General features: G+C 71.3%; 34 protein-coding genes. 31 read left to right on the top strand and 3 right to left on the bottom strand.

Annotated features, from left to right (window positions below; all coding sequences use genetic code 11):
• Positions 1-19: 19 nt before the first annotated feature.
• A complete protein-coding gene (locus tag ACH4EB_RS09825; protein ID WP_398346863.1) occupies positions 20-397 on the bottom strand; it encodes a hypothetical protein in 378 nt (125 codons plus the stop codon).
• Between the two features lie 19 nt (positions 398-416).
• A complete protein-coding gene (locus ACH4EB_RS09820; RefSeq protein WP_398346862.1) occupies positions 417-827 on the bottom strand; it encodes a helix-turn-helix domain-containing protein in 411 nt (136 codons plus the stop codon).
• Positions 828-1,125: 298 nt separating this feature from the next.
• Between ACH4EB_RS09820 and ACH4EB_RS09815 the strand changes: the two genes are divergently transcribed.
• The 18 genes from ACH4EB_RS09815 (at position 1,126) to ACH4EB_RS09730 (ending at position 13,823) form a co-directional block, all read left to right on the top strand.
• The gene (locus ACH4EB_RS09815) at positions 1,126-1,341 is read left to right on the top strand and encodes a helix-turn-helix domain-containing protein (protein WP_398346861.1); all 216 of its coding nucleotides are present in this window, start codon (positions 1,126-1,128) and stop codon (positions 1,339-1,341) included.
• Entirely contained in the window at positions 1,338-1,559 is a 222-nt protein-coding gene (locus ACH4EB_RS09810) for a hypothetical protein (RefSeq protein ID WP_398346860.1), read from the top strand. Before ACH4EB_RS09815 ends, ACH4EB_RS09810 begins: the two co-directional genes overlap by 4 nt.
• Complete coding sequence (locus ACH4EB_RS09805; protein ID WP_398346859.1) at positions 1,559-1,786, top strand: hypothetical protein; 228 nt, start codon at positions 1,559-1,561, stop codon at positions 1,784-1,786. Before ACH4EB_RS09810 ends, ACH4EB_RS09805 begins: the two co-directional genes overlap by 1 nt.
• Positions 1,783-2,946 carry a Rad52/Rad22 family DNA repair protein gene (locus ACH4EB_RS09800; protein ID WP_398346858.1) on the top strand — a complete coding sequence of 388 codons (1,164 nt, stop codon included), beginning with the start codon at positions 1,783-1,785 and terminating at the stop codon, positions 2,944-2,946. The genes ACH4EB_RS09805 and ACH4EB_RS09800 overlap by 4 nt, the downstream gene beginning before the upstream one ends.
• Positions 2,943-3,557: a hypothetical protein gene (locus ACH4EB_RS09795; protein ID WP_398346857.1), complete on the top strand. Its 615-nt coding sequence runs from the start codon at positions 2,943-2,945 to the stop codon at positions 3,555-3,557. The genes ACH4EB_RS09800 and ACH4EB_RS09795 overlap by 4 nt, the downstream gene beginning before the upstream one ends.
• The gene (locus tag ACH4EB_RS09790) at positions 3,554-4,237 is read left to right on the top strand and encodes a hypothetical protein (RefSeq protein ID WP_398346856.1); all 684 of its coding nucleotides are present in this window, start codon (positions 3,554-3,556) and stop codon (positions 4,235-4,237) included. Before ACH4EB_RS09795 ends, ACH4EB_RS09790 begins: the two co-directional genes overlap by 4 nt.
• 176 nt (positions 4,238-4,413) lie before the next feature.
• The gene (locus tag ACH4EB_RS09785; protein WP_398346855.1) at positions 4,414-5,235 is read left to right on the top strand and encodes a helix-turn-helix domain-containing protein; all 822 of its coding nucleotides are present in this window, start codon (positions 4,414-4,416) and stop codon (positions 5,233-5,235) included.
• 5 nt (positions 5,236-5,240) lie between these two features.
• A complete protein-coding gene (locus tag ACH4EB_RS09780) occupies positions 5,241-5,927 on the top strand; it encodes a hypothetical protein (protein ID WP_398346854.1) in 687 nt (228 codons plus the stop codon).
• Positions 5,924-6,292 carry a hypothetical protein gene (locus ACH4EB_RS09775; protein WP_398346853.1) on the top strand — a complete coding sequence of 123 codons (369 nt, stop codon included), beginning with the start codon at positions 5,924-5,926 and terminating at the stop codon, positions 6,290-6,292. Before ACH4EB_RS09780 ends, ACH4EB_RS09775 begins: the two co-directional genes overlap by 4 nt.
• Positions 6,293-6,393: 101 nt before the next feature.
• Positions 6,394-6,900, top strand: coding sequence for a single-stranded DNA-binding protein (locus ACH4EB_RS09770; RefSeq protein ID WP_398346852.1), 507 nt, complete (start codon positions 6,394-6,396; stop codon positions 6,898-6,900).
• 115 nt (positions 6,901-7,015) lie between these two features.
• The gene (locus ACH4EB_RS09765) at positions 7,016-7,231 is read left to right on the top strand and encodes a hypothetical protein (protein WP_398346851.1); all 216 of its coding nucleotides are present in this window, start codon (positions 7,016-7,018) and stop codon (positions 7,229-7,231) included.
• The gene (locus ACH4EB_RS09760; RefSeq protein WP_398346850.1) at positions 7,228-7,545 is read left to right on the top strand and encodes a hypothetical protein; all 318 of its coding nucleotides are present in this window, start codon (positions 7,228-7,230) and stop codon (positions 7,543-7,545) included. Before ACH4EB_RS09765 ends, ACH4EB_RS09760 begins: the two co-directional genes overlap by 4 nt.
• A 96-nt stretch (positions 7,546-7,641) precedes the next feature.
• Positions 7,642-8,439 (top strand): hypothetical protein, encoded by a 798-nt coding sequence (locus tag ACH4EB_RS09755; protein WP_398346849.1) that lies wholly within the window; start codon positions 7,642-7,644, stop codon positions 8,437-8,439.
• Positions 8,440-8,639: 200 nt separating this feature from the next.
• The gene (locus ACH4EB_RS09750) at positions 8,640-9,824 is read left to right on the top strand and encodes a hypothetical protein (RefSeq protein ID WP_398346848.1); all 1,185 of its coding nucleotides are present in this window, start codon (positions 8,640-8,642) and stop codon (positions 9,822-9,824) included.
• Between the two features lie 59 nt (positions 9,825-9,883).
• On the top strand, positions 9,884-10,804 hold the full coding sequence (locus ACH4EB_RS09745; protein WP_398346847.1) for a hypothetical protein: 921 nt from the start codon (positions 9,884-9,886) through the stop codon (positions 10,802-10,804).
• A 148-nt stretch (positions 10,805-10,952) separates the two neighbouring features.
• The gene (locus tag ACH4EB_RS09740; RefSeq protein ID WP_398346846.1) at positions 10,953-11,948 is read left to right on the top strand and encodes a DUF2637 domain-containing protein; all 996 of its coding nucleotides are present in this window, start codon (positions 10,953-10,955) and stop codon (positions 11,946-11,948) included.
• A 102-nt stretch (positions 11,949-12,050) separates the two neighbouring features.
• Positions 12,051-12,560 carry a helix-turn-helix domain-containing protein gene (locus tag ACH4EB_RS09735; protein WP_398346845.1) on the top strand — a complete coding sequence of 170 codons (510 nt, stop codon included), beginning with the start codon at positions 12,051-12,053 and terminating at the stop codon, positions 12,558-12,560.
• 3 nt (positions 12,561-12,563) lie between these two features.
• The gene (locus ACH4EB_RS09730) at positions 12,564-13,823 is read left to right on the top strand and encodes a PBSX family phage terminase large subunit (protein ID WP_398346844.1); all 1,260 of its coding nucleotides are present in this window, start codon (positions 12,564-12,566) and stop codon (positions 13,821-13,823) included.
• Here ACH4EB_RS09730 and ACH4EB_RS09725 read toward each other — a convergent pair.
• Positions 13,820-14,194 carry a hypothetical protein gene (locus ACH4EB_RS09725; RefSeq protein ID WP_398346843.1) on the bottom strand — a complete coding sequence of 125 codons (375 nt, stop codon included), beginning with the start codon at positions 14,192-14,194 and terminating at the stop codon, positions 13,820-13,822. The genes ACH4EB_RS09730 and ACH4EB_RS09725 overlap by 4 nt on opposite strands.
• A 67-nt stretch (positions 14,195-14,261) precedes the next feature.
• Here ACH4EB_RS09725 and ACH4EB_RS09720 point away from each other — a divergent pair, with 67 nt between their 5' ends.
• From ACH4EB_RS09720 to ACH4EB_RS09660, 13 genes are all read left to right on the top strand, one after another.
• Complete coding sequence (locus ACH4EB_RS09720; protein WP_398346842.1) at positions 14,262-15,740, top strand: phage portal protein; 1,479 nt, start codon at positions 14,262-14,264, stop codon at positions 15,738-15,740.
• Between the two features lie 170 nt (positions 15,741-15,910).
• Entirely contained in the window at positions 15,911-16,366 is a 456-nt protein-coding gene (locus ACH4EB_RS09715) for a hypothetical protein (protein ID WP_398346841.1), read from the top strand.
• A gap of 45 nt (positions 16,367-16,411) precedes the next feature.
• On the top strand, positions 16,412-18,373 hold the full coding sequence (locus ACH4EB_RS09710) for a phage minor capsid protein (protein WP_398346840.1): 1,962 nt from the start codon (positions 16,412-16,414) through the stop codon (positions 18,371-18,373).
• 2 nt (positions 18,374-18,375) lie between these two features.
• Positions 18,376-18,549, top strand: coding sequence for an Rmf/CrpP fold protein (locus ACH4EB_RS09705; protein ID WP_398346839.1), 174 nt, complete (start codon positions 18,376-18,378; stop codon positions 18,547-18,549).
• A gap of 98 nt (positions 18,550-18,647) precedes the next feature.
• Positions 18,648-19,259 carry a hypothetical protein gene (locus ACH4EB_RS09700; protein ID WP_398346838.1) on the top strand — a complete coding sequence of 204 codons (612 nt, stop codon included), beginning with the start codon at positions 18,648-18,650 and terminating at the stop codon, positions 19,257-19,259.
• A 20-nt stretch (positions 19,260-19,279) separates the two neighbouring features.
• The gene (locus tag ACH4EB_RS09695) at positions 19,280-20,266 is read left to right on the top strand and encodes a major capsid protein (protein ID WP_398346837.1); all 987 of its coding nucleotides are present in this window, start codon (positions 19,280-19,282) and stop codon (positions 20,264-20,266) included.
• Between the two features lie 5 nt (positions 20,267-20,271).
• Positions 20,272-20,667 (top strand): hypothetical protein, encoded by a 396-nt coding sequence (locus ACH4EB_RS09690; protein ID WP_398346836.1) that lies wholly within the window; start codon positions 20,272-20,274, stop codon positions 20,665-20,667.
• A gap of 5 nt (positions 20,668-20,672) precedes the next feature.
• Positions 20,673-20,984 carry a hypothetical protein gene (locus ACH4EB_RS09685; protein ID WP_398346835.1) on the top strand — a complete coding sequence of 104 codons (312 nt, stop codon included), beginning with the start codon at positions 20,673-20,675 and terminating at the stop codon, positions 20,982-20,984.
• Entirely contained in the window at positions 20,981-21,334 is a 354-nt protein-coding gene (locus tag ACH4EB_RS09680; RefSeq protein ID WP_398346834.1) for a hypothetical protein, read from the top strand. The genes ACH4EB_RS09685 and ACH4EB_RS09680 overlap by 4 nt, the downstream gene beginning before the upstream one ends.
• Entirely contained in the window at positions 21,334-21,765 is a 432-nt protein-coding gene (locus ACH4EB_RS09675) for a minor capsid protein (protein WP_398346833.1), read from the top strand. Before ACH4EB_RS09680 ends, ACH4EB_RS09675 begins: the two co-directional genes overlap by 1 nt.
• Positions 21,766-21,774: 9 nt before the next feature.
• On the top strand, positions 21,775-22,305 hold the full coding sequence (locus ACH4EB_RS09670) for a phage tail tube protein (protein ID WP_398346832.1): 531 nt from the start codon (positions 21,775-21,777) through the stop codon (positions 22,303-22,305).
• Entirely contained in the window at positions 22,305-22,790 is a 486-nt protein-coding gene (locus ACH4EB_RS09665) for a hypothetical protein (protein WP_398346831.1), read from the top strand. Before ACH4EB_RS09670 ends, ACH4EB_RS09665 begins: the two co-directional genes overlap by 1 nt.
• A gap of 224 nt (positions 22,791-23,014) precedes the next feature.
• Complete coding sequence (locus ACH4EB_RS09660; RefSeq protein WP_398346830.1) at positions 23,015-25,432, top strand: phage tail tape measure protein; 2,418 nt, start codon at positions 23,015-23,017, stop codon at positions 25,430-25,432.
• The last annotated feature ends 1 nt before the right edge of the window (position 25,433 follow it).

The raw sequence follows: 25,433 nt of genomic DNA, 5'->3' as shown, positions 1-25,433 counted from the left end.
GTGGCGCCGAATGGTTTCGTCAGGCGGTGCGGCGCGGGGCCATGTCGTCCTGTGCGGTGCGCGGTGCCGGGACGGCGCGCAGGCGTCGCACCGTGGGTGTGTCCGGCGTGACGCTGGTGGTGCCGTCGCCGTTGGGCGGGATGATCAGTCCGCGGGAGCAGTGGTCGAGGCAGAGGCGGTACCCCTCTCGGCGCAGCGCCTCGTCGGATTCCCGGCTGAGGCGGGTGTGCCGGCGGACGCGGGAGAGGATGACGCCGGGCAGGAGGGCGAGGGCGAGGCAGGCCCCAACTGCCGCGAGCCGTCCGTTACCTGTGGCCGCGCTGATGGTGATCAGGGCGAGGCTGGTGACGAACGCAAGGTGCGTGGCCGCGATGTAGAGGTGCTCGCGGGTGATCAATGGGGCGGGCCTTTCTGTGCTATCCGTTCGCGCGGCGGTCGTCCTTCGTGCCGCGTAGGGCGCCGACCATGGCTTCGAATGCGGCGACGGACTGCGGGTCTGTGATGCCTAGCTCGGCTGCTGCCTGTTGTGGCGTTATGGGGTCGGGACTGATGGGGCGGGCGGCGGCGGCGAGATCCTCGGGCCTGGCGATGGCTGCGCGTACGAGCAGCTCTCCCAGTGGGACGCGCAGCGTTTCGGCAAGGAGTGTGAGCGTCCGCAGGTCGGGGATGCCGTCAGCTCGTAGGAGTCGTGAGACGGTCGCCGGGCTGATGCCTGAGTCGGTGGCGAATCTCTTCTGTCCCCCGCGTTCGGTGTAACCGCGCTGGTCGAGTTGCTCGCGGAGCCATGTTGCGAACGTCTGTGGTGAGTGGGCAGCACCTGATGTCATGCGTGAAACATATCGCGCATGAATGAAACCCACAGCCTGAGTGCCGATTTGTCAAGGTTTGCGCCCCTCCCCCGTATGTGCCGCGCTTGTCACTGTTGGTCACAGGATGATCGTTATTTTTCAGTTTAAGCACGTGAGGGACGGCCTGTCACCCACGTTCTGAAACATACCGCCACGTAGTGACAGCCCCGGGGCGTCACAAGTGTGCGGCACACGCACGCCCATCACGTTTCACACGTGAAACGACTGTGCTAGTTTCATTCCCGAGAGAAACGTTTCTCTCGCGAAAGGAACAGTCATGCCGTACGCCTCTGCTGCCCTGCGCGCTGCTGCCACCAAGCGCGGCGATCACACCCCCGCCGCCATGGCCCGCCGCATGGGCGTCCCCTACCTCGCCGCCTACCGGTGGGCCACCGGCCGCCACGCCCCCAGCCCGGCCGGCCTCGCCGCCATCGAGCGCGCCTACGGCCTCACCGCCGCCGACCTCGTCCGCAAGGAGGTCCGCAGCGCATGAGCACCGTGATCCCCCGTGAGCAGGCGTTCGCCGACGCCCGCCGCATCCTCGACCACGCCCGCGCCCGCCGCGACGCCCTGCCCATCCGGCAGGCCGCCGAGCAGGCCGCCGTCGGATCGTTCCGCAGCGCCGACGAGATCGAGCTGCACCTGCGCCGCCTGCACCGCAGCGCCCGCCAGCAGCAGCCAGCCGCGGCCCCGACCTCCGCCGCCGCCTGATGAGCGCCCTCGACGCCCTCGCCGAGGCGTACGCCGACGATCCGGCCACCGTCGAGCACCTGCTGCTCGCCCTCGCCGACGCGTCCGCGCATGCCGCCCACATGCGGCACGACCCGGCCGCCACCGACTACGGCCGCAACTCGGCCTACGCCGCACTCGACGCCGCCCGCGAGCGCCTCGCCACCGTCCTCGACCTGTCCAGCACTACGAACGGAGCCACCCTGTGACCGTCCTCCCCTTCGAGCGCCGCACCGTCCCGGCCGCGGCGGGCCCGTCCGACCTGTCCGCCGAACAGGTCAAGACCCTGCTTGCCCCCATCAACCCGGGACGCGTGCAGAACCTGCGCGGGCAGTCCCACCTCGAAGCGTGGGATGTCCGCCGGTGGCTCAACCGAGTCTTCGGCTTCGGTGGCTGGGCCGACGAGACGCTCGAACTCGCCTGCGTCGCACAGGTGGAGATCAAGCCGGGCCGCTGGACAGTCATCTACCGGGCGCAGGTGCGCCTCACGGTGAAGACGACCGACGGACGCGTGCTCACCACCTATGACGACGCCGCCATGGGCGACTCGCGCAATCAGCCGTCGCTCGGCGACGCCCACGACCAGGCCATGAAAACCGCCCTCTCGCAGGCGCTGAAGCGGTGCGCGCACAACTTGGGCGATCAGTTCGGCCTGAGCCTCTACAACGACGGGAGCCGCAACCCTGTTGGCCTGTGGTCGGCCGCACACCCCGTGCCCAAGGGGGCTGACGATGCCGTGCCGGGCGTGCCGGACGACGAGCCGGTGAAGCCCGAGCCCGCCCCGAAGGTCGAGGAGCAGGAGCCGCCGGCCGAGCAGCAGGTGCGCCGTACGAAGCGGGCCGAAGGTGGCCCGTGGGAGCAGCAGCCGAACGGTCCGCACCGCGTCAAGCGGTCCGCCGCGCCGCAGCAGGCGCCCGCCGCGCCCGGCCCGTCCCGCGACTACCTCGCCGAGGCGCGCGCCGCCGAGTCGCGCGAGCGGTTCGATCAGGTGCGCGCCGCGGCGGTCGCCGAGGGGGCCCCGCAGCAGTACCTCGCCCAGCTCGACGCCATCGCCCGCCGCAAGGAGCAGGCCGCCCAGCAGCAGGGATCGGCGCAGCCGCAGAAGTCGGCCCGCGGAAGCGCGGAGAAGAAGACTGCGGTCCGGGGCCGCACCGTCAAGGCCGCGCCCGAGGCTGACGCCTCCCGCGACCAGCACGCCGCCGCCCTCGCCGAGCTGCTCGCCGTGGGGGCCGCCCTCAGCCTGACCGCCGAGCACCTCGACGACATCGCCCGCGCCGAGCACGGCCGCCCGGCCGCCGAGTGCACCGTCGAGCAGCTCGCCGCCCTGGTTGCAGACCTGCGCGCCGCGACCGAGGAGGCCGCCGCGTGAGCGCCGACCAGACCTCCGAGGCCCCGAAGTACACACCCGCGCAGATCAAGGCCGCCACGACCCGCGAAGCCGTCCTCAAAGCCCTACTTGACCAGGTCGAGGCCGCTTACGAGACCGCCCGCACCGACGTGCAGGCCATGCTCGACGAACAGCAGAAGCTCAGCGGCGGCACCAAGTTCGAGGCCGTCCTGCCCGACGGAACCAAGGTCGGCGACATCGGTCTGACCGGTGGCGAACCGGCCGCCAAGATCACCGACGAGCGCGCGTTCGCCGCGTGGGCACGAGAGCGGTTCCCGTCCGAGGCCGTGACCAAGCTGGTCAAGACCGTGCAGCCTGCGTTCGTCGGGCGGCTGCTCGACCAGATGACCGCGGCCGGTGCCGCGCGCATCGTCGACGAGGAGACCGGCGAAGTCCTCGACGTACCAGGGGTCGAGATCAAGGCCACCCGTAGGCGGTCGCATTCCGTGCGGTTCCTGCGCAAGAGCAAGGCCCGGCCCAAGGACGGCCGCGCCCTGGTCGCCGAGGCATGGCGGGCCGGAGTCCTCGCCCCGATCGTGTTGCCCGCCCTCGCCCCGGCGCCGCCGGCCGACGAGACCGGGGGTGCAGCGTGAGCCGCATCGTGCGCGGACTCGACCTGTCCCTGACCGGTAGCGGTGTGGCCGGTGCCGGGTGGGCGCAGACCCTCGGCAGCAAGGGACGACGGCACGACCCGTACGCGGTGCGCCGCGCCCGCCTCGACCGCCTCGCCGACCGCATCCTCGACACCGTCGGCACCTGCGATCTCGCCGTGGTCGAGGGCCCGAGTTACGGATCGCGCGGCGCCGGAACCTGGGACCGCGCCGGGTTGTGGTGGCTGGTCGTCGACCGCCTCGCCGCCCGGAAAATCCCGGTCGCCGTGGTCGCCCCGACCGCCCGCGCCCGGTACGCGACCGGGGACGGCCGTGCGGGCAAGCAGGCCGTACTCGACGCCACCGCAGCCCGGTACGGGATCGCGCTGCGCGACGACAACCAGGCCGACGCGTACGTGCTCGCCGCGATGGGGCACGACTGGATCGGCGAGCCGCTCGCCACTGTGCCGGACCGGCACCGCGCCGCCCTGGCCCGGGTCGAGTGGCCCGATCTGCTGCCGCCCCCGGCCGTGCAGCTCGGCCTCGACGGGACCGGGTTGCCGTACCCGGAGACGATCCCGGCCGCACCGCGGCGGCGCCGACTGCGCCCGGTCGAGCCTCCCGCGGCCGGCCCCGGGCAGGTCGACGCCCTCGCCCTGGTCGAGGAGGTGGGCGCCGCATGAAGTGCGGCCACTGGATCGGCTCGAAGAAACGCTTCTGCCGCATCCCCGGGGCCCGCCTCTACCTGCCCGGTTACCGGTGCCCCCTGCACACTCCCGCGGCCCTCAGCGGCCGCCCGGAGCCCGGCGCGCCGCCCCGCCCCGCACCCGCTCAACCCTGAACCAGGAGATCCCCGCACATGAGCTACGACGCCCGCGAATGGGTGTGGGAGCACAGCACCGCCAAGGGCACCGCCCGCATGGTCCTCGTCCTGATCGCCGACCGGTGCCCCGACCGCCGGTGCATCGCGTACGCCTCGGTTTCCGCGCTCATGAAGCGCGCCAACGCCAGCCGAACGGCCGTACGCTCCGCGCTCGACAAGCTGCTCGAAGGCGACGAGCTGCTGCTGCTCGAAGGGCGGAAGGGGCCCCGCGGCGAGACCTACTACATGCTGCCGACGGCCGCGCGGTTCCTCGCCGAGCAGGACGTCGAGGGGGGCCGGAATGCGGCCCCCGCAGGGTCGGAATCCGACCCGGCTGACCACTTCGGCGGGGGGTCGGAATCCGACCCGGGGGAGCGGATTCCGACCCGGGAGGGGGCCGGAATCCGGCCCGGAGGAGGGACGGAATCCGACCCCCAGAACAGAAGTGAACCGAAGGGAACGGTAAAGAGCAGCAGCTCTACCGCCCCCACCTCCGCTGACGAGTGGAACCCCAACACCGCCGCCCGCACGTGGGCGCAGCAGCAGGGCCACCTCGACCGCCTCGGCGAGCACGGCCTGCTCGCCGCTACTGAGAAGTGGCGCACGTACCGGCACGCCGCTCCGCCCCGTACGCCTGCGGCGTGGGCCGCTGACTGGCGCGCGTGGATCGCACGGGAGCGCCCCACCGTCCCCGGCCGCCCCGCCCTGTATGCCCTGCCCGGTGGCACGCCTGCCTCGGCGCCCGGCCGGACCCGTGCTCAGGCGCACACCGACGCTCTGCTCGCCGCCCTCGAAGACGACCCGACCGGAACGGAGTAACTGCCGTGGAACGCCGCGAAATTGCTGGACTGCTCGCCTACATCGGCCGCCTCGACCCGCGCACCATGCGCACCGACACGGCCGAACTGCGTGACCAGATTGCCCAGTGGCACGAACTGCTCGGCGACGTGCCGCTGCTCACCGAGCAGGGGTGGGACGCCCGCGAGACCGTACGGGCGCACATCCTCGACAGTCCGTACCCGATCCTGCCCGTGGACGTCGTCCGCAAGTGGCGCGCCTACAGCCGCGACCGCCTCGCCCGCCACACCGACCCCACCCCGGCCGCAGACCCGGACAACGTCGAGGCATGGCGCGCCGAGTTGCTCGGCACCCGGCACGCCGTCGCCAAGGGTCAGCAGGCGCCGACCGAGCAGCGCGCCATCACCGCCGGGCCGGGCCCGCACGTCGAGGAGTACCTGCGCGCCACCGGGTCGCCCATCCCGCCCGCCGTGCGCAACGACCTCGCCGCCTACCGGCCGGTGCGGGCCGCACGCGAGGCCGCCGTCATGGCCGGCCGCCCCGACCCGCTCAGCGTGCGGTGCGAATGGTGCCACGCCCCCATCGGAGAGCCCTGCCGCTCCCGCCGCACCCGCCCCGACGGGTCCGTGCGCGGCAACGCCCGGCGCGCCATTCCGCACCCCTCGCGCGTCGACCTCGCCGCCGCCCGCACCCGACAGGAGACAGCCGCATGACCTCCCGTACGTTCCGCGTCACCGGCGTATGGCCGGCGCCTGCGCCCGACAGCACCGCGCAGGGCAGCGACCGGGCCCGTATCCGGGCCACTGCCCGCAGGTGGGCCGCCGCCGGAGCAACCGCCACCGTCGAGGAGGCCGCCGCCGGCTGGTCATGGCGCCACGTCAAGACCTACGCCCCGCCCGCACCGGCCCCCAGGGTCGAGCAGGCCCTCGCCGCCGTTCCCCCGCCGCGCGTCGAGCAGGTCGTCGACCAGGACGAGCGCGCCATGTACGAGCGGCTCATGCGGCAGGCCCCGACCGGCCGAGACCACCGCGGACGCGTCGCCTGTCGCCACGTCGCCAACGGCCGCGGCATCCGCTGACCCCCAGGGGCAACTCGGAGGACAGCGCACACCCATACCCGCTACGTTTCACGTACGATTCAAACCGAGCATTTCGTTTCACGAAAGAAAGAGAGCGCCCGTTGTCCGGCGAGACCGTCATCACGCTTATAGGCAATCTGGTCGACGACCCTGAGCTGCGGTTCACCCCCGCCGGCGTCGCGGTCGCATCCTTCCGCGTCGCCTCGACCCCGCGCACGTTCGACCGGCAGGCCAACGAGTGGAAGGACGGCGAGAGCCTGTTCCTGACCTGCTCGGCGTGGCGCAGCCTCGGCGAGAACGTCGCCGCGTCCCTCAGCCGCGGCGCCCGGGTCATCGTGCAGGGCCGTCTCAAGCAGCGCAGCTACGAAGACCGCGAGGGGGTCAAGCGCACCGTGTTCGAGCTGGACGTCGAGGACTGCGGCCCCTCCCTGCTCCGCGCAACCGCCACCGTCACGAAAACCACCGGCAACAACGGCTTCAACGGCCCGCAGGCGCCTCAGCAGCCCGCCGCCGACCCGTGGGCCCAGCAGCAGCCGCAGCGCCCCGCACAGCGCCCCCAGCAGCCGCAGCAGCACCAGGGCGGATACAGCGACGAACCCCCGTTCTGACCGTCGCCCGCGACCGGTCGCTGCCGCCCCCACGCGCGGGAGGGAGGACGCGGTACTCACCGTGCACACCGTGAACACCGCATCCTCCCGCCCGCCCGAATCCCGGAGAACTCCCGTGCTCGTTCCGCACCGCCGCACCGTCCACGTCACCCGAACCGAACACGCCCTCCCCCTGCCCGCATCGCTGCTCGACGTGGCCCACCTGGTCGAGATCGTGCGCGACGAACTCGACCGTGCCGACCGCTCCGCCGCCGAGGCCGAGCTGCGCGCCGCCGACGGGAACCTGATCGCGTCGTACGAGATACCGCGCGCCTCGGTGGTGAAGCGATGAGCCGCCGCCGCAACGCGCGGGCCGAGCGTGAGCACCTGCGCGACACCCGCCGCGAGCAGCTCGCCGTCCTCCTGTCCCGCGCCGAGCGCGGCGTGATCAGCCGTGCCGAGGCCGCCCTGCTGCGCGCCGCCGTCGAGGCCGAGATCGGCGAGGGCGACCGGTACCGACGTGAGGCCGGTGGGCAGCAGGCCGCCGTACGTCGGGAGCAGCAGCGCGTCGCCGCCGGCGAGCAGGCCCTCGTCGAGGCCGAGCAGCGCGCCGAGGCCGCCGAGCAGGCCCTCGCCGAGCAGCGCCGCGCCGGGGCGCAGCAGTGAGCACCAGGCCGCACCGCCGGCGCCGGTGCTGTTCCCTGCGCCCCTCGCGCCCCGTACACCAGACCACCGCGTAACCCCGTCGAGGAGACACCACCCGTGCAGCACCCCATCGCCCACCGCACCGCCGCCCGCCTGCGCACCATCCGGGAGCAGTGGGGCGCCCTGGAAGCCGCCGTCGAGACGCCGCCCACCTCCCGCGAGTGGCCGCCGGCCGAGACCCGCGCGTTCCTCAACACCGGGAGCAGCGACGGGGCCCTGCTGGTCGAGGACCGTGCGCCCCTCACGTTGCGGGATCATCCGGCGCCCGCGAATCTCGACGCCCTCGACTGCGGCCTGTTCGTCGAGCAGCAGGTGTTCGACCTCGCCGACACCCTCGCCGCCGCCGTGCAGCACGCCGACCCGTCCGGCCGGGGCCGGTGGGTGTACCGGAATCCGGGCGCGCCGGACGCTCGTACGGCCACTGGCTCCCGCGCGCACGGCCTGCACTGGGCCGCCCTGTACGTCGAGGGCCGCGTGCTCGACGAGGACACCACTCCGGAGTACGACGAGGCCGGCACCCTGCTCCCTGCTCCGTTCTCTCCGCTCCCCGAGCACCTGCTGCACGAAGCGGCCCGCGTGACCCAGCAGTGCGAGCAGCGCATCGCGCGCGCCCTCACCGCGGACACGATCACTGCCAGCCGGACCCTGCCGACGCCGTGCCCGTCGTGCGGGGGCGCCCTGGTCGCGCGCGGCGCACCGGCCGAACCGCCGGCAGTGACGTGCCGGACGGGCGCAGCGTGCGGAGCCGACACCGGCCAGGACGCGCAGGGGCGCCGCGTGTGGGCGTGGCCCGAGTGCCTGCCTCTGCTACTTGCCGCGCAGCAGGCCGAGGACGTGTTGCCGCAGGCAGCGTGACGAGGGGCCCCAGGGTCGACCCTGGGGCCCTTCGCACGTGGCGCGGAATTCGGCGAGCCGACTTCGGTGCGGCCAACGCAACTTCCGCAACTCCGCCCTTGTGAAGCGACTTCAGAAGTCGCTACAGTGAGGCTCGCCGGACCTCACCCGGCGCCCTGCCGGACCTCACCCGGCACACCACAACCAAGGGAGCAACCCCCATGGAAATCACCATCCCCGGCGCCCTCGCCGACCACCTCGCCAGCACCAACCTCGCCACCGGCCCCGCGTCCGTCGATCCGGCCGCGCCCGCAGCCCGCGCCGCCCTCGACGCCGGACGCCGCGGACGTGGCCGCACGCTGGTGATCACGCCTCGCTCGACCGCTGTACTCCAGTTCATCAGCGCGTTTGCCGAGGCGATCCTGATCAATCGCACGTTGCACACCGCGGCCGAGGCACGCGCCGCCCGTGCGTGGCTCAACCGCGCCGGACGCGCTACGGCAACGCTCGCCGCCGACCTCGCCGCCGAGCGCCGCCGGGCCGCCGCCGAGGTCGCCCTCGCCAAGACCGTTGAGGAGGACGACACCGAGCACGCCGCCGAACAGGCCAGCAGCGAGGGCAGGGCCGCCGGTACATGGCGCGACGAGTGGATAGGCGAGCAGGCGGGCGACGACACTCTGTTTGCCATCGAGCCGGCCGCCGAACAGGGCGCCCTCTTTGCCCCCGGTCCTCGTGTCGTGTGCGCCGACGGCCGCGAACGCACCGTCGAGGACACGGTCGAGCGCACCGGCGAACCGGCCCGCGTCGTCGTCGAGGGTGGCACCGAGTGGATCGCCGACAACCGCCGGCCTGTCCGCGAGCAGCAGCGCGCCGCCCTCGCGCGGATCAAGGCCAAGGCCGACGCCGACCGCGCCGCCTACCAGGCCGCAACCGATGATCAGATCGCCGCCGAGTGCGCCGCGCACGGTGTGCCGGCCCCGCACACCGTCACCGCCCGAATCGCCGCCCGCACCAAGCAGACGCCTGCCCGCCGCCTGATTGAGGGCGTTGTCGTGACCCACGTCGGCACCGCCAAGGGCAGCACCCCGGCCGACGCCGACCACCCGAACGTGATGGCCGCCCGCTCCGCCCTCGACGGCCTCGCCGCCGCGACCATGACCGACCACCACGACGTGACCGAACCGACCGAGGACGAACAGCACGTACGCGGGTACCTGATCGACCCCCGCGAAGGTGACCGCGTCGCCGTCTACTGGCTCGAAGGCGGGCGCGTCATCCGACGTGACCAGATGCCGCACGGGCCCGCCCTCGACTGCCTCGCCGACCGGCTGCACCGCCGCGGATGGAAGATCGAACCCATGCTGCGTATCTCGCAGTGCGTGTTCGCCCACCGGCCCGCCAAGTAATCCCCAACCGGCCCGCCCCGGCCGGGGCGGGCCCCCTCCCAAACCGACAGGAGCAGCACATGAGCACCGACGATCAGGAGCCCCAGGCGCAGGAACCGCAGTCGCTCAGGGAGCAGCAGGCTGCCGTACGCGAATACCTGAGTGAGCGCGGCTACCAGGTTCGGCCCGCGCCTGCCGACAAGGCCCGCGCCGACCTTGACGCCCTGCTCGACGGCCGTCCGCAACTCGCCACCCTTGCGCTCAACCTGGTTACGGCTGCCCTTGATTCCGGAACGGTCGTCACCAACAGGGGCCCCATGTCCTCACGCGACATTACGAGCACGCTGCGCCGAGGGCGCCGATCGCAGTTGCTCGCCGACCGCGCCGAGATGATCGAAGGCGAGTTCCCCGTCGAGCTGCACCCCATGGCGCTCGCTCTCGCCCAGCTCGCCGACACCCGCAAGGCGGGCGAAAAGGCCGTCGAGTCAACCCCGGCCATGATCCGGCGCGCCAAGGCCGAGGGCATGAAGCCGGCTGACATCGCGCGCCTGCTCAAGGTCAGCGACTCGCACGTATACGCCGTTCTGCGCAAGAAGGTCGACCAGGAGGCAGTTACCACGGTCGAGAAGTTCCTCGGCGAGATGACGGGTGCGTTTGCAGAGGCGGACCGGGAAGTCTACGAGCGTAGGCGCGCACATGTGCCCGCAGGGCAGACTCTCTACAACTGGCGCCTTGACCTGCATGACGGCCCAGACGGGGCCGGGTGGCGAGTGCGGGACGAGGGCGACGCCGCCGACATTCCGGGGAGCGAGGCCCGCCTCGCTCTCGCAGTGCTCGCCGATGCCGAGGCGGACGACGAGGACGTCAGGCGGCACCGTGCCCGCGTCTTGGTCTGGGAAGGCCCCGAGGGCACTGACGACGATGCCCTGTACTTCCACAAGCGCGAGCCCGCCGCGGACACTGCGACACCGCCGCCCGCCGACACCCCCGACGACAAGTAACCAAACAGTGCGGGCCCGCTTCGGCGACCTCACCGCCGTACGGGCCCTAACCGATGAACGGGAGCAACCCCCGCCCATGGCTACGCACCACCCTACCTACGCACGCCCGGACACGAGTACGCCCTCATGGGCACACCTCGCCGCCGCCGTGGCTGCCACCGCCGGTTTCGCCGCCCTGGCGTTCCGGCTGTCCTTCGAGGCGCTTACCGCCCTCGCCGCCGAGCACGGCACCGCCGCCGATGTGGCGTGGATGTTCGCCGTTCTGGTCGACGGGGGCGCAGTCGTCGGCACCGTCGGCGTGGTCGCCGCCAAGCGCGCCGGCCGCCGGACCCGGGCCTACTGGGCAACCGTCGTCACGTTCGCCGCCGTGTCCCTCGCGTTCAACGTCGAGCACTCCGACGGAACAGGCGTAGGCGTCGCTATCGCCGTCGTGCCGCCCATCGCGCAGCTTGTCGCTACCGAGTTGCTCGTGCGGATGCTGCCTGCCGCCGGTACGGCGACGGCCGCCGACGTCGCACCGGCGGTTGTGCAGGCCGACGCCGCCGCCCGCCGGGCGCAGGCTGCGGCGGATGCCGCCGGTAGCGCCGCCGCTAACGCGCAGGCCGTGCTCGACGCTGCCGCCCGGACCGTCACCGACGCCGCCGCCATGGTGCGGACCGATACCCGCGACGCTGTCGCCGACGCTGTCGAGCGCAGCGCCGAGGCCGCGAGCGTCGCCACCGGCGCCGCCGCCCGCGCTGAGCAGGCCGCCGCCGTCCTGGTCCCCGCCGCCGCGCCGCCGCTCGCCCTGGTGGACCTCGCCGCCGCCGTCGCTGCGGTCGAGGCGCCGCCTGCCCTCGACGACGTCCTCGACGACGCTCCGGCGCCGCTCCCCTTGTCCGCGACGTTCACCGCGCCGCCGCTCCCGACGTCCGCGCCGCTCGACGACGACCTCGACGACGCCGCCCCCGCCGGCGCAGCAGTGCCCGCCGCTCCGGCCGACGCAGTCGCCGCGTACCGTCGCCTGCGCCGTGAGACCGGTGGCCGGCCGACGGCCGAGGCTCTCGGCCGGGCGTTGGGGGTGAGACGGACGCGGGGCGGGGAGCTGCGCCGCTTGGTCGAGCAGGCCCTCGAAACCCCTGTTGCTGCCGTTATCGAATCGTGATCTAATGGGGGGCGTCTCCGGCGTGCCCGGAAACACCCCACCCTCGACGCCCCGGTGCACCCCCCGCACCGGGGCGTCGTCATGCCCGCGGGAGGTGAGACCGTGCGCGAGCCGATCACCGACGCCGACCGCAACCAGGTCCGCCGCCTGCACGCCGCAGGCAAGACCCGCAACCAGATCGCACGGGAAATCGGGCGCAGCGGCTCGACCGTGTCCAAGATCGCCCGCGACCTGAACCTGTCCTTCGAGCGCGGGCCCGAGGTGATCGCCGCCACCGAGGCGCGCCGTATCGACCTCGCCGCCCGCCGGCAGCAACTCGCCGAGATGTTGCACCAGGACGCCGAGCGTCTGCGCGCGCAGCTCTGGGAGCCCTGCACCATCGGCGCGTTCGGTGGCAAGGACAACCAGTGGTCCGAGGTGACCCTCGACCGCCCGCAGTTCTCCGATCAGCGGCAGATCCTCGCCGCAACGTCCATCGCCGTCGACCGGTCCCTGCGCCTCGCCCCTGCTGAGGGCGGCGAGGGCGCCGACCAGGTCCGTTCGATGCTCGGCACCCTCGGCGACGTGCTCACCGGCGCGTTCGCCGACGACGAGGGGGACGACGGGGGGTGAGCCGTGCGCCTGCCCAAAGGCGTCGACCTCCCCCTGTCCCGCAAGCAACTCCGCTCCATCGGGCGCGCCACCGCCCGTATCAACCTGTGGCACGGCAGCGTCAGGTCGGGCAAGACCGTTGCGTCACTGCTGGCGTTCGTGATCGCGGTTGCCGCGGCCGGCCCGTCGGGACTGATCCTGATCTGTGGCAGGTCGCTGCAAACGATCGAGCGGAACGTGTTCGAGCCGCTCGCCGACCCGGCGCTGTTCGGCCCTCTGGCGCGGCACATTCACCACACCCGCGGCGCCACCACGGCCACGATCCTCGGCCGTACGGTCCACCTGATCGGCGCGTCCGATGTCCGGGCCGAGGGACGCCTGCGCGGCCTGACCGCGCAGCTCGCCTACGTCGACGAGGCCACCCTCGTTCCAGAGAGTTTCTGGACGCAGCTCCTCGCCCGACTCAGCACGCCCGGCGCGCGGCTGATCGCCACCACCAATCCGGACAGTCCGCGGCACTGGCTCAAGGTCGGATACCTCGACCGGGCCCAGGAACTCGACCTTCGGCACTGGCACTTCAAGCTCGCCGACAATCCGTCGCTGAGCCGGGCGTACGTCGATGCCTTGAGCGCCGAATACGTCGGCCTGTGGCGTCGCCGCATGATCGACGGTGCATGGGTCGTCGCCGAGGGCGCCGTGTTCGACATGTGGGACGAGCAGCAGCACGTCGTCGACACTCTGCCGCCGATGGTGCGGTACTGGTGCGCCGCGGACTACGGCACGACGAATCCGTTCGCTGCCCTGGTGCTGGGCCTCGGCGCCGACGACCGGCTGTACGTCACGTCGGAGTGGCGCCACGACAGCAAGGCCGCGCACCGGCAGATGACCGACGCCCAGTACAGCGAGGCCGTACGGGCGTGGCTGGCACGGCAGCAGGTCGAGCCGGAGTGGACGTTCATCGACCCGTCGGCCGCCTCCTTCCAGACGCAGCTATGGGCCGACGGCCACCCCGGCGTCACCCGGGCCGACAACGAGGTAGGCGCGGGCATCCGGTCCGTGTCGTCCGCCCTCGCCGCCGGCCTGCTGCGCGTCCACAAGTCCTGTACCGGCCTGCTCGACGAGATCCCTGGTTACTCATGGGACCCGGCCGCCTCCGCCAAGGGCGAAGACAAGCCGATCAAGATCAACGATCACTCCGTTGACGCCCTGCGCTATGCGGTACACAGCACGGCCCATGAGTGGCGGCACTTGATCACTGCGGCCTATCCGTGTGTTCGCTCCTAGGAGGGAACTTCGGGGCAACGAGACTGGTAGCAAATGAACGCGCTTATAAGCCCAATGAACGCGAAGGGCGCAATCATGCCCTTCGGAGCGTTCAGCTCGAAGCTCATCACCCATACCGTGAGAGCGCATACACCCGCCAGTAGCGTGAGGGCGAGCTGCCGCTTTAGCCATCTGTGGTACCGGCGCTGGGCGGCTTGTCGCTGAGCGGCGTACTCACGCGCTGCCTGATCCTCAGCCTCTAGCCGTGCATTCCACCTCCGTACCAGGCGTGCCTGCTCGGCTGCATCAGCCGGATTGCTGGCCGGGGCGCCGTAGATCGCGCCTGCCTGATAGACATCGCCACTCACCTGGCCACTCAACTCGTTGCTCACGTACGGCCGTTGCTCCATAGACGCAAGATACGCCGGAGCCTCACTAGATCACCATTTGGAGGTCCCGATGCCTCTGCCCGAGAACGGGACCGCGTGGCCGCCTCGGAGCGTCGCTCCGCTGTACGCCGATATTCGCGTTGATGATGCCTGGTACTCCGGTGACCGTAAGAAGCTGACCAACGTCTACCGCCACGCTCCGCAGCAGCGCCACGACGGCCGGCGCCGTCTGTGGGGGCGCCACCGCCCGCCGGGCCAGCGCGAGCACCGGCTGCACATTCCCCTCGCCGGAGAGATCGCGCAGACCAGCGCGGATTTGCTGTTCGCCGACACTCCCGTGATCACCGTGGGGGACACGGCGACGCAGGATCGCCTCGACGACCTGCTCGACGCGGGCGGGGTGCCTGAGCTGCTGCTCACCGCGGCCGAGACCGCCGCGGCTCTCAGCGGCGTTTTCCTGCGGGTGATGTGGGACCGGGACGCCGCCCCCGACCGGCCCCTGCTCACGGCCGTACACCCCGACCAGGCCGTACCGGAATGGCACTTTGGGATCATGAAGGCCGTCACCTTCTGGCGGGCCCTGTCCTCGACGACCGCGACCGTGTGGCGTCACCTCGAACGCCACGAACGCGGGCGCATCCTGCACGGCCTGTACGAGGGGACCGACGACCAGCTCGGCCGCCGCGTGCCACTCACTGAGCACCCCGACACCGCGGCCCTCGCCGACTCCCTCGGTGCGGAAGGCGACGCCATCGAAACCGGCATCGATCTGCTCACCGCCGTGTACGTGCCGAACATCGGCCCCAACCGCCGACACCGCGGCGCCCCCTGGGGACGCAGTGATCTACAGGGCGTGCACGACCTGCTCGACGCTCTCGACGAGACATGGACATCGTGGCTGCGGGATATCCGTCTGGCCCGCGCCCGGCTGATCGTGCCCGACGGCTACCTGCGTGACCGGGGCCCCGGCAGGGGAGCGTCGTTCGACGCCGACCAGGAGGTATGGCAGACCCTCAATATCCCGCCGACGGAGCAGGGCGCCGGCATCACGTTGTCGCAGTTCGCCATCCGGGTCGAAGAGCACCGCGCAACCGCTGAGGCGATCGTGCGGCAGGCCACGACCGCGGCCGGCTACTCCCCCGCCTCCGTCGGGCTCGACGGGGACGGGGCCGCCGTCACCGCAACCGAGATCGCCGCCCGTGACCATCGGTCGATGGTGACCCGCGGCAAGAAGGCGCGCTACTGGCGTCGGGCAATCGCCGACATCCTGCACGTCCTGCTCGCCATCGACGCGCAGCAGTTCGGCAGCCGCATCACGCCGGAGCGGCCGACCGTGGATATCGGCGACGGTGTCGCCGAGGACCCCGGCAGCACCGCGCAGACGCTTGCCCTGCTCACGCAGGCGCAGGCGCTGAGCACCGACACGAAGGTGCGCATGGTGCATCCGGACTGGGACGATCAGGCCGTTGCCGAGGAAGTAGCCCACATCCATGCAGAGACCGGGCAGGCCGCCCCTGATCCGGTGGCGAGTTTCCCGCTCGCCGTCTGAGTCACGTATCTTCTATCGCACTAGGAAGATCCGACGGCGCATTGTCATATCTTCAACAGCTCCATTGGAGCGGTTTAAGCTTCCGTGCGCTGAACTGAAATCTCCCTCTGCGCGCCCGTGGCGGGTACCCCTTTACGAGACATGAAAGTTCTCCGCAACAGGGAGTAATCATGCGCAAAGCCCGACGCACAGGCCGCTACACCCTCACCCTGGCCGTGGCCTGCACCCTGGCCTTTTCCAACTCGACGATGGCCCAAGCGGCTGACATCACACGCCCAATCCCGAACCTCTACGCAGGAACGTGGTTGAAGGACTGGATGACAACCTCAGAAGGAAAGGTCACCTTTAAGAGGAAGACTGTAGAAATTTCCGCCATGATTTACATGGAGTGCTCGGGCGACGGTTCAGCGTACTTGCAACACTACACACGCGGAAAAGTCACGAGCCCCACCAAGAAGACAACGCCTGTTTACTGCCCAAACGGCAATGTCGCTGAATGGACAGTAGGGGTGAACGACTTTAGCGAGACTCATGGTGAGAGCGCCATGATTCGCGCGTGCATCTCCATGTCCGTCGGTTCAGGGTGTAGTGACTGGGTCGAGGTACGCGAACATCCAAAGCGGTAAGGAAGCAGGGCCCCCCTCCCCGTCTGAACGCAAGGGGGGTGCCGCATGCCTGTGTCCCCCGACCAGGTCGAGTACCTCGCCGCGGTGACCGCGGACCTGTACGCCGGAGTCGAGCGGCAACTGCTCGAACTGTGTGCGCGGCAGCTCGCCGCGGGACTGGACGCGCCGGGGTGGGCCGTCGCCAAACTCGCCGCCGTGTCCCCGCTGCGGCGCGCGGCCGACGAGCTGCTCGGCGCTCTGGCCGGGACCGTCGACACCGAGGTACGGCACGCTGTGGCCGAGGCGTACGACGCCGGCCGCGCTTCCGCCCTAGAAGAACTCGACGCCCTGCCGGATGAGGAGCGGCGGACGGTGGCCGAGCGGACCCCGCACGCGCGAGCCGTCGACCGCCTCGCCGCCGAGACGATCAACACCGTCACCTCGACCCACCGCGGCATTCTCCGCGCGGTCGAGGACGGGTACCGGCAGGTCGTTGCCGAGGTCACCGCGGCGCCCCTGCTCGGCACCGAGACACGCCGACAGGCCACACAGCAGGCCATGCAGCGGTTCGCCGACCGAGGCATTTCCTCGTTTCGGGACCGGGCGGGGCGCCGCTGGTCGCTGACCGCGTACGCCGAGATGGCTGTACGGACGTCCGTTGCGCGGGCCGCGACCGAAGCACACATGACCACCCTCGCCGACGCCGGCATAGACCTGGTCATCGTCTCCAACAGCCCGCGCGAGTGCCCGCTGTGCCGCCCGTGGGAACGCCGCATCCTGTCCATTGGCGGGCCGGACGGGGCCCGGACGGTCGAAGTCGAGCACGCCCTCGACGACGGCCGCATGATCCGCGTGGACGTGGCCGGATCGCTCGACGAAGCCCGCCGCGCCGGCCTCCAACACCCCAACTGCCGCCACAGTGTGTCGTCTTACACGCCCGGTCTGACCACCGTGGAAGCACCGGAGCCGGACCCGGCCGGATACGAGGCTGGTCAGCGGCAGCGCGAGATCGAGCGGCACATCCGCAAGTACAAGAACCGGGCGGCCGGTGCGACCACGCCGGAAGCCAAGGCGCAGGCCGAGGCCAAGGTGCGCCAGTGGCAAGGGGCCATGCGGCTCCATCTGGCCGCGCACCCGAAGCTGCGGCGCCTGCGCCACCGGGAACAGCCGGGCGCGTCCAACCTGCCCGTCAAGCGGGCCGCGGCGCCGGACGACGTCATGCAGGCCGCCCGCGTGCGCGCCAGTGACGACGCCACGCTGCGGGAGATGTCCGACGACCAGCTCGGCGCCGCCATGCGGCCCGGAGTGCTCGACGACCGCGCCCGCGACCGAATCGCCACGGAGGCGGACCGCCGCGACCGCGAGGCCCTGCTCGATTGCGTGCGGACCGGTGACCTGTCGTCGGTTGCCGACGACGACCTCGCCGAAGCGATGCGCCACGGGACCGTCGGCGACCTCGCCCGAATCGCCGCCGAGTTCGACCGGCGGTACCCGCCCGAGCCCCTGCCCGCGCCCGCGCGCAGCGGCGACGCCGTTGAGGACCTGATCGCCGACCGCGCCGCCCTCGACGACCTGCTCGCCCCCGCCCCCGATCCGGACGGGTGGGCGGCCCTCGCCGATGACGACACCTGGGCCGCACTGGTTGAGCAGGAGCGCGCTGCCCAGCGGACCACGCGCGCGGCACGCCACGCCCCGACGGCCGAGCCGGAGCAGGCGCCGCGCGTCACGCGCCGTGTCGCACGGCAGATGTACGACGAGTACGTGATGCGGCAGTACCTCGCGGCCGAGGACGATCTACGCGGCGTACTGCTCAACAAGCAGGCCGCGGCGGCCGGACATGATCCGGTGTCGCTGTTCTCCGGGCCCGCGCGCATCGCGCACGCCCGCGCGTCCGACGAGCTGCGGGCATGGTGGGCTGAGCACGGCCGGCTGACGCAGGCCGAGTTCATCGAATCGGTAACCGGTGAGCGGCAGCGATGGGCCGAGGGCGCCCGTAAGAACGAGTCGGACCACCAGAACAAGAGGTGAGCATGAGAACGCGCGAGCAGGTCATCCGGGCCGTCACCGCCGGGGCCGAGGCCCGACGCCGCGGCGACCGGCCGACCACCTGCCCGTACCCGCGTGACTCCCTGCTGCGCTCCGCGTGGATTCGCGGATACACCCGCGCCGCGCCACCCGCGCCCGGCCGCGAAGACGACGAGTAGCACCACCCACCGACGCCCACCGGGGCCCGCCAGGCGCGGGCCCCTTTCGTATGCCCGCACGCCCGCCCGGCGCGGGCCCAGCACCAGGAGCACCACGCATGAGCGAGAACGGCACCGCCAGCGGACAGCAGGGCGCGCCGAGCGCCGACGCCGGGGGCACCCCGTCCGCGGCACCGCCGAACAGCCCTCCGCCCGCGCCGGCCGACAACGCCCCCACGGCCCCGGCCGCCGATCCGGCCGCCGAGCAGCGGGTGAGCGCCGCCGAGCAGGCAGCGCAGCAGGCCGCCACTGAGCGCGACGACCTGCTCGCCGCCCTGCGCAAGGTGCTCGACCCGGAGGGTTCCGCGGCCGACGGGGACCCGGCGCGTCTGGCCGAGCAGGCTGCCGCCGAGCGCGATCAGGCCCGCGCCGAGGCGCGGCAGCTCCGTGTCGAGCTGGCTGCGCACCAGGCCGCGCACACCGCCGGCGCCGACCCCGCCCGCCTGCTCGACTCCCGCACTGTCGAGAAGCAGCTCGCCGACCTCGACCCGACGGACGCCAAGTTCGGCGACCAGCTCGCCGAGGTGATCAAGACCGCCCTTGAGGCCAGCCCGCACCTGCGCGCCGCCGCTCCCGGCCCGGCCAAGGGCGGCGCCGACTTCACCGGCACCACGGCCGAGCGCCGGCCCGCCACCCTGCATGACGCCATCGCCGCCCGCCTCACCGGCTGAACCACTGGAGACACCCGCCCATGGCCATCACCCTCGCCGACGCCAAGCTGAACACGCAGGACGACATCGACCTCATGGTGATCGATGAGTTCCGCAAGTCCTCGTGGCTGCTCGACAACCTGACCTTCGACGATGTCGTGAACCCCGCCGGGGGCGGCGCGACGCTCACGTACGGCTACACCCGACTCGTCACCGAGCGCGGCGCCGCCTTCCGCCCGCTGAACACCGAGTACAGCACCGAGCAGGCCAAGCGCACCCGCGCGACCGTCGACCTGTCCGTGCTGGGCGGCGCATTCGAGATCGACCGCGTCCTGTCCAACCTCGGCCCGGCCGCTACGAATGAAGTGGCGTTCCAGATGAACCAGACGATCAAGAGCGCCAAGGCGTTCTTTGCTGATCAGGTCATCAACGGCACCCGCAACACCTCGACCGCCACCGGATTTGAGGGGCTGTCCAAGATCCTCACTGGTTCCCGCACCGAGGAAACGCGGGGCCCCAACTGGACGGCCCCCGCCGACCAGCTCACCGCGCACAACGCACTCGATGACCTCGACGAGTTCCTCGGCATGTTGGATGACACCCCGAGCGCGCTGCTCGGCAACAAAAAGACCATCGCTCGTATCCGCTCCCTCGCCCGTCGGGCTGGCTACTACAGCCGCACCGAGAACGCTTTCGGGCAGGTGGTCGAGAACTACAACGGCATTCCGTTCGTGGACCTGGGCGCCAAGGCAGGTTCCGCCGACCCCGTGATCGGCATCGACGCCAAGACCGGCACCACCGACCTCTACGCCGTCCGCTTCGGACTCGACGCCTTCCACGGTGTCTCGACCGTCGGCAGCAACCTGGTACGGCAGTGGCTCCCCAACTTCGACACCGCCGGCGCCGTCAAGCGCGGCGAGGTGGAACTCGGCCCGGTCGCCGTCGCCCTCAAGACGACCAAGAGCGCGGCTGTGTGGCGTGGCATCAAGGTCAGCCAGGGCACCGGCACCGGCACCGGCGGGGCGTAACGTTCATGCGCCGCCCCTACGCCACGCCCGAACAGCTCGCCGCATGGACAGGGGCGACCGTTCCGGACGACGCCGAGCGGCTGCTCGCCCGCGCGTCCGAGGACATCGATTCGGCTCTGCTGACTGCCGTGTATCCGGTCGACGCGGACGGCGACCCCACCGACCCGGCCACCGCCGCGGCCCTCGCCCGCGCCACCTGCGCTCAGGTCGAATACTGGGCCGCCGCGGGCACCGACGGCACCGGGGCGGGTGATCACTGGGACAGCGTGAGCATCGGGCCGGTGAGCCTGTCGGGGCGCACCGCGCGCCCACCGGGCGCCACCGGGGTGGAGCTGGCGCCGCGCGCCGATCGCATTCTGCGCCGTGCCGGACTCGCCCCGGGCCGGGTGATCGCGTGGTGACCCGCGTGCCCGAGGTACTGCTGCGCCACCGCATCACGGTCGAGCCGTACGCGGGGGAAGGCGCCTACGGGCCCCAGTACCGCCACGCCATCCCGAATGTGCCCGCCCTGGTCGACGTGAGCGTGCGCATGGTGCGTGCCCCGGACGGCCGGCAGGTAACCGCCTCGGCAACGATCGTGGCCGGGCCGCTGCTCGACTGCCCGCCCGGGTCCCGCATCACGCTTCCTGACGGGCGCACCACTACGGCGCTCACCACCGCCCACCACACCGCGCCCGGTCTGCCGGTGCCTGCCTGTACGGAAGTGACCTGCGAATGAGCGGACCGCGCCACGAACTGAACTGGAACGGCGCTGCCGTGACTGAGGCGCTCCGGCAGGCCGCTGCCCACGGTGCCCTGCTCGGCGCCGAGCATGTTCTACAGCTCAGCCGTCAGCTTGTGCCGATCGAGGAGGGCACCCTCGAACGGAGCGGCGCGACCAGTGTGGACGCGCGCCGCGGCACGGCCGCCGTGTCCTACGACACCCCGTACGCCCGCCGCGTGCACGAGGACATGACCGCGCGGCACGACCCCGGCCGCACCGCCAAGTACCTCGAACGCGTCCTGCCGAGCGCGACCGACACCGTGCAGGCGCTCATCGCCGCGCAGGTCAGGCGGGCGCTGCGCTGATGTCGTACACCGTCGACCTGCTCGACGGTCTCGCCCGCCTGCTCGACGCCGCAGACGTCGGCACCTACCGGCCCGACGGCGTGTACGCGGCCGACGAGACCGCCATCACCATTGCCGCCACTCCTCCGGCGCCGGATCGGGTCATCTGCCTGTCGGCGTACCCCGTCGAGGAGTCCACGGCCCTGACCGACACCACCACCGGCATACAGGTGCGCACCCGCGCCGGGCCGGACCCGCGCGAAGTCGACGCCCTCGACGACCAGGTACTCGACGTGCTGCACGGCTCCGGCCCCCACCACTGGGGCGCGGCATACGTGCAGCTCATCTACCGCAACTCGGCCGCCCCCATCGGCGCCGACAGCAGCGGGCGCGCGGAGCGCAGCAGCAACTACTACGCCCGCGCACACCGCGCGGCCCGACACCTTGAATAGGGAGGCGCCTTGAGCACCCCGACGCCGCCGGCCGAGACGATCACCGCCCTCGCACGCCGGTACCGGTGCGAGATCGACATGAGCACGGACGGCACCACCCCCGCATGGACGCTGCTGCCGGGTATCAGTGAGTTCGCGCCGAAGATCGAGCCCACGCAGCAGGAGAGCACGACGTACGACGCCGAGGGGTGGGTCGAGCAGACCGTGACCATGCTCGCCTGGTCCATCGAGACGACCATCGCGCACCGCGCCCACCCGACCACCGGCGTGTTCAACGCTGTGCAGGAACGTTTGCGCAAGGCGTCGATGGCGTTCGGTGCTGACTCGTATGTGCGGGTGCGGTACTACGACCGCAACGGGGCCGCGGACGCGTACGCGGGCACGGCCCTGGTCACGTGGGAGCCGGACGGCGGCGGCGCCGACGAACTCGACACCGTCAAGATCACCCTGACCGGGTCGGGCCCGCTGGTTGAAATCACCAACCCGGCCGCCGGTACCGGCAAGACGCTGACCCCGTCGCCGAAGGGGGAGGCCGCCTGATGGCGTTCAAGGAACTCGGCGAACTGCTCGACGAGACGTTGGCCATACCGATCAAGGGCACCGTCTACACCGTGCCCGCCCCGTCCGCCGAGATCGGTCTGCGGGTACAGGCGATCACCAACGCCGCGGCGGTCGCCGCCGACGGCGGACGCGTCGACGAGACGATCCTCAGCGATGCGGCCGAGCGCGACCTGTTCCGCGACGTGCTCGGCACCGCACACCGCCAGATGGTGGCCGACGGCGTGCCGTGGCCCGCCCTCAAGCACGCCGCGATCACGGCCATGGTGTGGATCGCGCAGGACCAGGACGCCGCCGAAGCCTTCTGGAACTCCGGCGGCGACCCAAACCGCTTGGCCCCGAACCGGGCGGCACGTCGGGCCCGGCCGGGCGCGGCGAACTCGACCCAGTCTCGGGGCTCTACGAGTGGTACGAGTGGCCCGAAGGGCACGCCCCGTCCCGCGGGCAAGGGTCGCGCGCCGCGCTGACGTGGCGCCGCATCCTCGACGAGTGGCCGCTCGTCGAGGCGGACCTGCACGAGGTCTATGGCATCGACCTGGGCGCCCCCGGCATCCTGCGCGCCCGCTCCTGGCGCTGGCTCCGCCTGCGCATCCTCGGCTTGCTCTCTGCTGAATCGCGGCTCGCCCGCGTGCTCACTCCCTCGCACGACGCTCCCGCCCCGGGAGGCACGACCCCCCGGAGGTGAGCGCGCATGGCTCTCATGGTCGGCGAACTCGCCGCCACGATCCGGGTGGACGACTCCGGGGCCCGTGCGGGTATCCGCCGCGCCGAGGCTGCCATGCGCGCCGGCGGCGACCGGATGGCAGCCGACGCGGGCAGCAGCGGACAGCAGGCCGGCCGCCAGCTCGGCGACGGCGTCGCCGATGGTGCCGAGCGGGGCGGGGACCGCGCGGCCAGCAAGGTCGGCGAGGCCCTGAAGAAGGGGATCGCCGCCGCGGCGATCGGCGCCACGATCGGCGGCGCACTGATCGCGGGCATTGGCTCCGCCCTCGAACAGGGCAAGATCCCCGGGCAGCTTCAGGCGCAGCTAGGCACCACTGGGCCCGTGGCCGCGACGTACGGCAAGGTCGCGGGTGATCTGTACGCGGGCGCCGTGGTCGACTCGGTGCAGGACGGCGCCGAGATCATCAAGGGCATTGCCCGCAACGGCCTCTTGCCGCCGGAGGCGACACAGGCCCAGGTCCAGACGATGGGCCGGCGGGTCGCCGATACGGCAGCCGTCATGGGCGAGGACGTTTCCAAGGTCTCTCGCGCCGTCGGCACGATGATGAAAAACGGCCTCGCCAAATCGGCGGATGAGGCCATGGACGTCCTTGTCAAGGGCGCCCAAGACGGCATCGATACTGCCGAGGATCTGCTCGATACTTTCTCGGAGTATCCGACGGAATTCCGGCAGCTTGGTCTCGACGCGAAAACGTCGATGGGTCTGCTTCAGCAGGGGCTCAAGGGCGGTGCGCGCGACGCTGACGTAGTCGCCGACGCCCTGAAAGAGTTCACCCTGCAAGCGCAGGGGATGAACGACGCCACAAAGAAGGCGTATGCAGATCTCGGCCTGTCCGGCGAGAAGATGCAGGCGGTTTTCCAGAAGGGCGGGCCCGCCGCCGGGAAAGCCTTCGAGCAGGTCATCACGAAACTCCGGGCCGTCAAAGACCCGGCCAAGAAAAGCGAGATCGCCCTCGGACTGTTCGGCACGAAGTTCGAGGACATGCAGCAGGCGATCTACGCCCTCGACCCTGCGCACGCGGTGCAGGCCCTCGGCAAGGTCAAAGGCGCCACCGACGCGGCCGGCAACGCCATGCGCGACAACGCCGCGACGAAGATCGAACGCTTCAAGCGGTCGTTGACGCAAGGCGCCGTCGAGGTGATCGGCACGTACGTGGTTCCGGCGTTGATCAAGTTGGGTCAGTGGGTGCTCTCGCTCGGCTCGAAGTGGGACGCCGTAACCGGGTTCATCTCCCGGCACTCGACCGCCCTGACGATCGCGGCGAGCGTGATCACGCTCCTGATGCTGCCCACGCTGGTCAGCCTCGGCGTACAGGCCACCACGACCGGCGCGGCTGTGGTGGCGAGCTGGGCCACGCAGGGCGCCGCCGCGGTGACCGGCGCGGCGCGGTTCGTCGCCTCGAACGCTATGACGTTGGCCGGGTGGGCGGCGCAGGGCGCCGCCGCCACAGTCAACGCCGGTCGCGTGGTTGCCGGTTGGGTGCTCATGGGTGCGCAGTCCATGATCCAGGGCGCCCGCATGGCTGCTGCGTGGCTGCTGGCCATGGGCCCGATACCGCTGATTATCGCGGCAGTTGTCGGCCTGGTCGCGCTGATCGTCTCCAACTGGGACGCCATCCAGTCCAAGACGGCCGCCGTCTGGGACTGGATATGGAACAAGATCAAGGCCGTTGGCCAATTCCTGATCGACCTGTTCCTGAATTTCACCCTCGTCGGGATCATCATCAAGCACTGGGACGACATCAAGGCCGGAACTCAGCGCGTTTGGACGGCCATTGTCGACTGGGTCAAGGCACTCCCCGGGCGCATCGTCGACTTCTTCCTGAACTGGACTCTCGTTGGCTTGATCATCAAGCACTGGAGTTCCATCAAGGAGGGCACGAAGCGCAAGGCCGGGGAAATGCTCGACTGGGTCCGTGAACTGCCGGGAAAAATCGTCGGGTTCTTCGGCGATTTCGGATCGATGCTCTACGACAAGGGACTCGACCTGATCCGCGGCCTGTGGAACGGAATTCAGAACATGGGCCCGTGGCTCGCCCGCAAACTGGTGAGCTGGGCCAAAGACATGATCCCCGGACCGATCGCCCGCGCGCTCGGCATCCACTCGCCCTCGCGCCTCATGCGCGACAAGATCGGCAAATTCATTCCGGCCGGTGTCGTCGAGGGCATCAAGGCCGGTGCGCCCGCGGTCGATCGCACCATGCGCAACCTCGTCTCCCTGCCGCCCGCGCCGCAGTTCGCCGCCGCCGGCGGCGGGCCGTCGTACGGGCCCGGGTTCGGCGGGGGCATGGCGCCCGCGGTGCACATCGAGAACTGGCACGCCGGATCGGCGACCGCGGACCAGACAGCCGCGGCACTCGCTTGGCACGCCAAGGGCAGGGGGTGAC

Source organism: Streptomyces sp. NPDC018045 (genome assembly GCF_044327445.1).
Classification (GTDB): domain Bacteria; phylum Actinomycetota; class Actinomycetes; order Streptomycetales; family Streptomycetaceae; genus Streptomyces.
Note: the sequence above shows the minus strand (reverse complement) of the source record. Positions and strands in the feature narration are given on the sequence as shown.